Below are 8490 nucleotides of genomic sequence, written 5' to 3' on the forward strand. Positions count from 1 at the left end.
CTCCCGGTCGCCCCACCGTCCACCGGAGCCGCGGTCGCACCGGCCGAGGCCACCGCACCATCCGGGACGGCGCCGGCTGAGCCGGTCGGAGCCGCGGTCGCCCCCGCAAGGGCATCCGGATGGCCCCCCGCCACGCCGGGCTCCGGCGTCGGGGCGCCCGACGGCGAATCCGGAACAGCCGGCTGCGCACTCCAAGCCTCCGGCGGCACCGCTGGGGCGTCGGGCTGCGGTGCCCAGGCCTCCGGCGGGGCCGCCTGCGCGGTCGGGGCTCCCGGCTCTGTCGACCAGGCTTGCGGCTGGGCCGGCCAGTCGTCTGGTGTCGCCTGGGCGGCCGGGTCACCTGCTCGGGCCACCGGGGCCTCCGGTTCGGTCGGCCGGGCTGCCGGCTGGGCCGGCCAGTCGTCTGCTGGTGTCGCCGGGGCGCCCGCCGGGGCGTCGGGCTGCGGTGCCCAGGCCTCCGGCGGGGCCGCCTGAGCGGCGGCCGGGGATTCAGGCTCCGTCGGGCGGGTTCGCGGCTCGGCCGGCCAGTCGTCCGGTGGGGACGCCGGTTCGGTTGCACTGGCCTCCGGGGTCGCCGGCCAGGGCGCCGGGGTCTCCGGCGCGGCCGTGGCCGGGAACGGGGTGCCCTGGGGCTGGTCCGGCCGGGCCATGGCCCCCAGGACCGGCTGCGGGGGCGGCGGGGCCTGGTCGGCTTCCGGCATGGTCACGTACGGGCGAATGCGCAGCGGGTTGAAGCCCACCCCCCGCGCGCACTCGCAGCCGACGCCCGCGGCGCCGCAATCCGGACAGCGCTCTGCGCTCACTGGTACCCCTCCCTGGACACTGCCAGCGATTATGCAGACCCCTTCGGCCCCACCCAACCCTCCCGAGAGGCCATAACGGGACACACCGCTCAGGATGGAGATGTTGTCCGGCCTGAGGAGGAGCCGATGGCTCAGGATGTGACCGCGTCGGCCGTGGGCCCGAGGCCCGGTGCCGAGCACGCCTCGCGCGAGGTGCTCGTCTCGATCGGGGCCCTGTTGCTGGGCCTGCTGATCTCCGCACTCGACCAGACCATCGTCTCCACCGCGCTCCCCACGATCGTCAGCGAGCTCGGCGGCATGGAGCACCTGTCCTGGGTGGTCACCGCGTACATGCTGGCCTCCACCGCCGCCACGCCCCTGTGGGGCAAGCTCGGCGACCAGTACGGGCGCAAGAGGCTCTATCAGGCCGCCATCGTCATCTTCCTGATCGGGTCCGCCCTGTGCGGCCTCGCCCAGGACATGCCCCAGCTGATCGGCTACCGCGCCCTCCAGGGCCTCGGCGGCGGCGGGCTGATGGTGCTGTCGATGGCGATCGTCGGTGACATCGTCCCGCCCCGGGAGCGCGGCAAGTACCAGGGCCTCTTCGGCGCCGTCTTCGGCGCGACCAGTGTGCTCGGCCCCCTGCTGGGCGGCCTGTTCGTGGACCACCTCTCCTGGCGCTGGGTCTTCTACATCAACCTCCCCATCGGCCTCGTCGCGCTCGTCGTCATCGCCACCGCCCTGCACATCCCGGCGCGGTCCTCCCGCCACACCATCGACTACCTCGGCACCTTCCTGATCGCCTCCGTCGCCACCTGCCTCGTCCTCGTCGCCTCCCTCGGCGGTACCTGGGGCTGGGGATCGGCCCGGATCATCGGGCTGGCCGTCCTCGGCGCCGTCCTCCTCGCGGCCTTCCTCCTCGTCGAGCGGCGGGCCGCGGAACCCGTGCTGCCGCTGGGCCTGTTCCGGATCCGCACCTTCACCCTCTGCTCGGTGATCAGCTTCGTCATCGGCTTCGCGATGTTCGGCGCGATGGTCTACCTGCCGACCTTCCTCCAGGTCGTACGGGGCGTCTCACCCACCATGTCGGGCGTCCACATGCTGCCGATGGTGTTCGGCCTGCTGATCGCCTCCACCGTCTCCGGCCAGATCGTCAGCCGCACCGGCCGGTGGAAGGTCTTCCCCATCGCCGGCACCGCCGTCACCGCCCTCGGCCTGCTGCTCCTGCACCAGCTGGAGCGCACCAGCTCCGACTGGGAGACGAGCGTCTACTTCTTCGTCTTCGGCACCGGCCTCGGCCTGGTGATGCAGGTGCTCGTCCTGGTCGTGCAGAACGCGGTCAGCTACGCCGACCTCGGCGTCGCCACCTCGGGCGCCACCTTCTTCCGGTCCATCGGCGCCTCCTTCGGCGTCGCCATCTTCGGCACGGTCTTCACCAACCGGCTCGGCGACAAACTGTCCGCCACCCTCGCCGGAATCCCCCTGCCGCCCGCCGCCGCCCCCACCCGGCTGGAGGCCGACCCGCGGGCGATCGGCGCCCTTCCGCCCGCGCTGCGCCCCCGGGTGCTCGACGCCTACTCCTCCGCCATCACCGACGTCTTCCTCTACGCGGTGCCGGTGGTCCTCCTCGCCTTCCTGATCTCCTGGTTCCTCAAGGAGGACAAGCTCCGCGCGTCCGTCACCGCACCCGATGTGACCGAGACCCTCGCCTCCAACCCCGTGCACCGCTCCTCGCACGAGGAGGTCGCCCGCGCGCTGTCCGTGCTCGGCACCCGCGAGGGCCGCCGCCACGTCTACGAGAAGATCACCGCCAAGGCCGGATACGACCTGCTCCCCGCCGCCAGCTGGCTGCTGCTGCGGATGAACAAGTACGGCTCCGTCGAGCCGGCCGTGCTCGCGGAGCGCACCGCCGTGCCGCTCAGGGCCGTCACCGAGGCCGCCCGCCAGACCGAGGAGCGCGGACTCGCCGCCCGGGAAGGACTGCCGCTCGTCCTCACCGACCGCGGCCGGGAGGTCGCGGCCCGGCTGGCGCAGGCCCGGCAGGAGTCCCTGGCGGAGCTCCTCGGCGACTGGTGGGGCCCCGAGCGCCCCACCGACCTCGTCAAACTGGTCGAGGAACTCAACCGGGAACTGTGCGGATCCGACTCCGAGGAGCCCTACGACCACCCGCCGCGCCGGGACCACTCCGCGCCACCGCCCTCGCGCGGCACCCAGCGGCGCTGAGCGCGTCGGACCGCTCCGGCACGGGCTCGCCCGGATCCGTCCTAGGAGGCGGCTGCGTCCAGGGTCTTCTCGAACCAGTGCTGCGCGTAGGGCACGGAGTTGTACGCCGGTATCTCCCGGTACCCGTGGCGCGCGTACAGGGCGCGGGCCTCCACCAGGTCCGTACGGGTGTCCAGGCGCAGGCGCGTGGCGCCCAGCTCGCGCGCGGCCTCCTCCAGGGCGGCCAGCAGGGCGGCCCCGCCGCCGGTGCCGCGGGCGCGCCGGTCCACGTACACCCGGGTCAGCTCCGCCGTGGCCGGGTCGAGCAGGCGTATGCCGCCGCAGGCCAGGGGCCGCCCGTCGAGCCGGCCGACCACGAACCAGCCCGTCGGCGGGACGAGGTCGTCGGCAGGGAAGTCCAGTAGTCCCTGGTCGATCTCGGCCTCGGTGACGGACCGCTTCCAATACCGTCCGGCGACCTCCGCGTAGTAGGCGCGGCGCAGCGCCGTGGCGTCCGGGGTGGTGAAGTGCTCCGCTGCCACCTCCCAGCCGGCGGCGGCCGCCGCAACGCCCGCCGCCGCAACGCCCGCCGCCGCAACGCCCGCCCCCGCAGGGTCCGTCGTGCTGCCCGTCGTCGTGTCCGCCGCGCCGTCCGCCGTGCCGTCCGCCGTGTTGTCGGTCGTGATGATCGAGTTCCTGTCCATGGCGCCATTGTGGAGCGCCTCCCGATCCTCCCGCGTGGAATATCCACAGGCACGGGCCGATGATGAGGAAAGGCGAACATCACACAAATGGAGGGTGGGAACCGCCATGTCGGAGCATCCGGACTGTGCCCTGATCCGCCGCGGCTACGAGGCCTTCGGCAAGGGCGACATGGAGACCCTGGGCAGCCTGATGACGGCCGACGTCATCCACCACGTGCCCGGCAACAACGCGCTCTCGGGGCACCACAAGGGCCGTGAAGCCGTCCTCGACCTCTACCGCCGCTTCGCGGAGGAGACCAACGGCACCTTCCGGGCCCGCCTGGAACAGGTCATGGTGGACGGCCGCGGCCACGCGATGTCCGTGCACGTCGCCCAGGGCGACCGCGGCGACCGGGGCATCGAGATCCACGAAGGGCTCTTCTTCACCATCGTCGGCGGCAAGATCACCGACATCGACCAGTGCACCCAGGACATCGACGAGTACGACGCCTTCTGGCACTGACCGGCCCGGCACCGGCTCCCGGCCGCGCCCCGGCCGGACCGAAGGGACCCGGGCCGACGCGCACCCCGGGTCCCTTCCCACGCCCAGCCCCCGGAAGGCCTCAGGCCTTCTTGGGCGCCGCCTGCTGCACGACCTCGAACGACCACACCTGCGACCCGGAAGCCGCCGGCTTCGGCCGCTCGCCGCCGCCGCCGGCCCCACCGCCACCCTGGTGCGCGGCCTTCATCGGACCCTCCATCCACGCCTGGAAGTCCTCCTCGGACCGCCACCGGGTGTACACGAGGTACTGGTCCGTGCCCTCGATCGGCCGCAGCAGCTCGAACCACTCGAACCCGTCCGAACCCTCCACTGCACCCGCCCGCGAGGCGAACCGCTGCTCAGCAGCTCCCGCTGCTCGTCCGGCACGGTCAGCGCGTTGATCTTCACGATGCTCATGGCCGCCATCCTAGGGATCCCGCCCGGGATATCGTCGTCCAGGTAATGAAACGGGGCACGACGCGCGGCAGCCAGGCGAAGTCACGGTTGCGGTCGACAGGGCGGGAGGACGGCGAGGCGTGGCTAACGCGGCGGAGCACGGCGGTGCCAACGGACATGCCGGGGTCATAGGCGGTAGCGGCAGACTCGGGGCGGTACGCCTCCTGCTGTGGGCGCTCGCGGCCGTCCTCGGCATCAGACAGGCGGCCGCGGTGCTGCGCGTGCCACCGGGGGAGTGGCTCAGCGGCTTCCACCTGCCCGGCAGCCTGCCCGGCTCGCTCTACGACGCCGAGCAGTTCACCGGCACCCCCTTCGCCGGGCTCGTCCTCAAGCCCCTCGCCGGGTTCGCCGCCCCCTCCGTGGAGGTGGCCTGGACCTGCGTGACGCTGCTCTTCGTCGCCGGGATCGGCCTGGTCGCCGCCCGCGCCCTGCCCGACCCGGTGCCCCGCCGCACCGCGCTGCTCGCCGCGCCCGTGCTGGTCGCGCTGATGATGGTCTCCCTGCCCGTCCGCGAGGCCGCCTCTCCGGGGCAGACCGCCGTCCTGCCGGTGCTGCTGGTGCTCCTCGCGGTCTTCCGGGTCCCCGGCGGACGCCCCGCCGGGTTCCTCGTCGGCCTCGCCGCCGCCCTCCAGCCCGCGCTGCTGCTCTTCGCCGCCCTGCTGTGGCTCACCGGCCGCCGCCCCGCCGCCAAGGCCGCCGCCGTGACCTTCGCCGGCGCCACCGCCCTGGCCTGGGCGTCACTGCCGCGCGACTCCTGGACGTACTGGGTCGCGCACCTCGCCGGCACCGGCCTCGGCGGCGCCCCCGACGGCCTCGCCAACCAGTCCCTGCACGGCGCCCTGCTGCGCCTCGGCCTCAGCGGCCCCGCCGAGATCGCCCTCTGCCTCGCCCTCGCCGCAGCCGTCGCCTGGACCGGCCTGCGCCGCGCGGCCCGCTACGCCCGCGACGGGCAGCTGCTCCTCGCCGTCGCGGTCACCGGCTGCGTCGCCGTCGCCGTGTCCCCCGCCGGGTGGCGCCACCAGCTGCTGTGGGTGCTCCTCGCGGTGGCCGGCAAGGTGGGCGAGCGTGCCGCCGACCGCCGGGTGTGGCCCGTCGCCGTGGTACTGGCCATGACCCTGCCGAGCGCCGTGCTGCTGCCGAACCTGGCCGCGCTGGCCCCCGTACGGGACAACGTGCTGCTCCTCGCGGCCCTGGCGGCGGCCTGCGCCGTGCCGTTCCTGCCCCGCTCCTCCCCGTACTGGCGCGAGCCCGTGCCCACCGTCTACGGGCAGCCCGCCGACGCGCGCTGGTCGTGGGTGCCGCTGCTGCCGTTCTGGCGGCGGGTGCTCTCCCGGCCCAACCTGCTGCTGGAACTGCTGCTGATACGGGTCGGCTACTCGCTCTACTCCCACATCCGCGCCGCGGCCCCCACGAGCCGCTCCCTCGCCGAGGGCAACGGCAGCCGGATCCACGGCATCGAGCGGGCGCTCGGCATCGACATCGAGCACGCCGTGAACCACGCCGTGGTCGACACGCCCTGGGTGGAGGCGTTCTTCAACTTCTACTACACCTCCTTCCACTTCGTGGTCCCGCTCGGCATCCTGGCCGTCCTGTACTGGCGCCGCCCCGGCGACTACCGCTGGGCGCGGGCCTCCCTCGGGCTGGCCACCGTCATCGCCCTGGCGGGCTTCTGGCTGTACCCGCTCGCGCCGCCGCGGCTGATGCCCGGCCTCGGGTTCATCGACACCGTCCACGGGGTGCAGGACCTGGCGAACCCCTCCTACGGGGCGATGACCGCGATCTCCAACCAGTACGCCGCGATGCCGTCGCTGCACTTCGGCTGGTCCCTGTGGTGCGGGATCGTGATCATGGTCCTCGCGCCCAGGGGGTGGCAGAAGCTGCTCGGCGCCCTGCACCCGCTGATCACGGTGTGCGCGATCGTGGCGACCGCCAACCACTGGGTGCTGGACGCGGTGGGCGGCGCGGCCGTCGTCGCCGCCGGCTTCGGCCTGGTCCACGCGCTGTCGGGGCCGCGCGGGCTGAAGGTGACCCTGCCCGTGCAGCGGCGGGCCGCCGACGACCCGGTACGCACCCCCGCGCGCTCGGCGTGACCCGAAGGGGCCGGGCCTACGTCCGCACCCGGCGCAGCAGCGCGCGCAGCGGGCCGGGGTTCTCGTAACCGACCCGGCGGGCGACCGCGGCCAGCGGCAGGCCGGTGGTGCGCAGCAGGTGCTCGGCCTGCTCGACCCGCAGGTCCTGCACCAGGCGGATGGGGGAGCAGCCGAGCGTGCGGGCCATGGTGCGCTGGAGGGTGCGCTCGCTGACGCCCAGGTCGCGGGCCGCGTCGGCGATCGACAGCGGCTCCTCGATCCGGGCGCGCACCCAGCGCTCGAAGGCGGCGACCAGCGGCTCGTGCCGGGCCATCGCCCCGGGGATCATGTACGCGGCCTGCGAGGCCCGGTCGTCGACCACCAGGTAGCGCCGCACCAGGTCCGCCAGGGCCGGGCTGCGCATGCCGACGACGGCCAGCGCCAGGTCGAGGTGGCTGAACGCGGCGCCCGCCGTGGTGACCCCGTCCGCAGTGATGACCATCCGGGTCTCCTCCAGCGCCACCCGGGGGTAGCGCCGGCGGAACACCGGCGCGAGCCACCAGCTCGTCGTCGCCCGCAGCCCGTCCAGCACCCCCGACTCGGCCAGCAGGAAGGTGCCGGTGCACGCGGAGGCCAGCGGTGTGCGCCGCTCGCGGGCCTCGGCCAGCAGCCGGCGGGCCGTACGCCGGCCGGGCGCGGCCACGGTCTCCAGGAGCGCGGACGGGCGGCGCTCCATGAGGGCGGGCAGCACGAGGAGCCCGGCGTCCTCCGCCTCCCGGGCGGGCTCGGTGTCGATGCGGTGGCCCAGGCCGCTGCTGACGCGCCGGCGGACGCCGACCGTGCGGATGTCGAAGGCGGGCGGGGCGGCGCCGGGCAGCTCGCGGCGCAGGGCGTTGGCGGTGTGCAGCACGTCCAGGACGGCTGAGATCCCGGAGTCGAACACCCTGTCGAGGGCCAGAACGGCTACTTTCACCGGCCCACCGTAGCCGCTCGGCCGACATCCCGCGCCCTGTCGGATTCGGATCGGAAACCGCCGGATCCGACACTCGCGTCCGCGGGGCGCCCTGCCTAGGGTCGATGGCATGACCACGTACCCCGCCACCGCCCCCGAGGGCCTGCGCAGCCGCACCCACACCTGGCAGCCGAGGCCCGACGCCACCCCGCAGATCCAGGACATGAGCGGCCTGGAGATCCTTCAGGCCGCACTGAAGGGCACCCTGCCGGCCGCCTCGATCACGAGCACCCTGGGCTTCCGGCTCACCGAGGTCGGCGAGGGCACCGCCGTGTTCGAGGGGGAACCGGGAGACCACCTGCTCAACCCCATGGGCACGGTCCACGGCGGCTTCCTCGCCACCCTGCTGGACTCGGCGCTCGGCTCGGCCGTCATGACCCGGCTGCCGGCGGGGACCGCCTACACCACCGTCCAGCTGGGGGTCCACATGGTCCGCCCCGTCCTCGCGGACACCCCGGCGCTGCGCTGTGAGGGCACCGCCCTGCACGTCGGCCGCACCACCGCCACCGCCGAGGCCCGCGTCATCGGCACCCACGACGGCAAGCTCTACGCCCACGGGACGACGACCTGCGCGATCCTGCGGACCGCCTGAAACGGCCTTCCGACAGGCCGGCCCGAGAGGCCGCGCCCGGAAAGCCGGCCCGCAAGGCCGCGGAGGGGGGGGGGGGGGGGGTGGGGCCCGGGGCCCAGCGGGGGGGGGGCGCGGGCGGTGGGGGAAGGCCCGGGGACCCGGGCCCGCCCCGGG

Annotated in this window: 6 protein-coding genes and 1 pseudogene; 4 read left to right on the forward strand and 3 right to left on the reverse strand. The window is 74.3% G+C overall.

Annotated features, from left to right (window positions below):
- The first annotated feature begins 929 nt into the window (after window positions 1-929).
- On the forward strand, window positions 930-3005 hold the full coding sequence (locus AB0D45_RS18275) for an MFS transporter (protein ID WP_362460016.1): 2076 nt from the start codon (window positions 930-932) through the stop codon (window positions 3003-3005).
- A gap of 41 nt (window positions 3006-3046) precedes the next feature.
- Here AB0D45_RS18275 and AB0D45_RS18280 read toward each other — a convergent pair whose 3' ends face one another.
- Entirely contained in the window at window positions 3047-3526 is a 480-nt protein-coding gene (locus tag AB0D45_RS18280; RefSeq protein WP_362460040.1) for a GNAT family N-acetyltransferase, read from the reverse strand.
- Window positions 3527-3794: 268 nt separating this feature from the next.
- Between AB0D45_RS18280 and AB0D45_RS18285 the strand changes: the two genes are divergently transcribed.
- Complete coding sequence (locus tag AB0D45_RS18285; protein WP_362460019.1) at window positions 3795-4190, forward strand: nuclear transport factor 2 family protein; 396 nt, start codon at window positions 3795-3797, stop codon at window positions 4188-4190.
- Between the two features lie 100 nt (window positions 4191-4290).
- On the opposite strand, the pseudogene AB0D45_RS18290 reads toward AB0D45_RS18285, so the two are convergent.
- Window positions 4291-4625, reverse strand: a pseudogene (locus AB0D45_RS18290) (antibiotic biosynthesis monooxygenase).
- A 119-nt stretch (window positions 4626-4744) separates the two neighbouring features.
- Between AB0D45_RS18290 and AB0D45_RS18295 the strand changes: the two are divergent.
- Window positions 4745-6754, forward strand: coding sequence for a bifunctional glycosyltransferase 87/phosphatase PAP2 family protein (locus tag AB0D45_RS18295; protein WP_362460022.1), 2010 nt, complete (start codon window positions 4745-4747; stop codon window positions 6752-6754).
- Between the two features lie 16 nt (window positions 6755-6770).
- Here the strand turns inward: AB0D45_RS18295 and AB0D45_RS18300 are convergent, their stop codons facing one another.
- Window positions 6771-7706: a helix-turn-helix domain-containing protein gene (locus AB0D45_RS18300; RefSeq protein WP_362460025.1), complete on the reverse strand. Its 936-nt coding sequence runs from the start codon at window positions 7704-7706 to the stop codon at window positions 6771-6773.
- A gap of 109 nt (window positions 7707-7815) precedes the next feature.
- Here AB0D45_RS18300 and AB0D45_RS18305 point away from each other — a divergent pair, with 109 nt between their 5' ends.
- On the forward strand, window positions 7816-8337 hold the full coding sequence (locus AB0D45_RS18305) for a PaaI family thioesterase (RefSeq protein ID WP_362460028.1): 522 nt from the start codon (window positions 7816-7818) through the stop codon (window positions 8335-8337).
- The last annotated feature ends 153 nt before the right edge of the window (window positions 8338-8490 follow it).

It is taken from the genome of Streptomyces sp. NPDC048352 (assembly GCF_040651895.1).
Taxonomy (GTDB): Bacteria; Actinomycetota; Actinomycetes; order Streptomycetales; family Streptomycetaceae; genus Streptomyces.

Excerpts from the sequence above, each read along its gene's own strand:
- AB0D45_RS18275 (WP_362460016.1), top strand. The coding sequence starts at position 930 with ATGGCTCAGGATGTGACCGCGTCGGCCGTGGGCCCGAGGCCCGGTGCC.
- AB0D45_RS18285 (WP_362460019.1), top strand. The coding sequence starts at position 3,795 with ATGTCGGAGCATCCGGACTGTGCCCTGATCCGCCGCGGCTACGAGGCC.
- AB0D45_RS18305 (WP_362460028.1), top strand. The coding sequence starts at position 7,816 with ATGACCACGTACCCCGCCACCGCCCCCGAGGGCCTGCGCAGCCGCACC.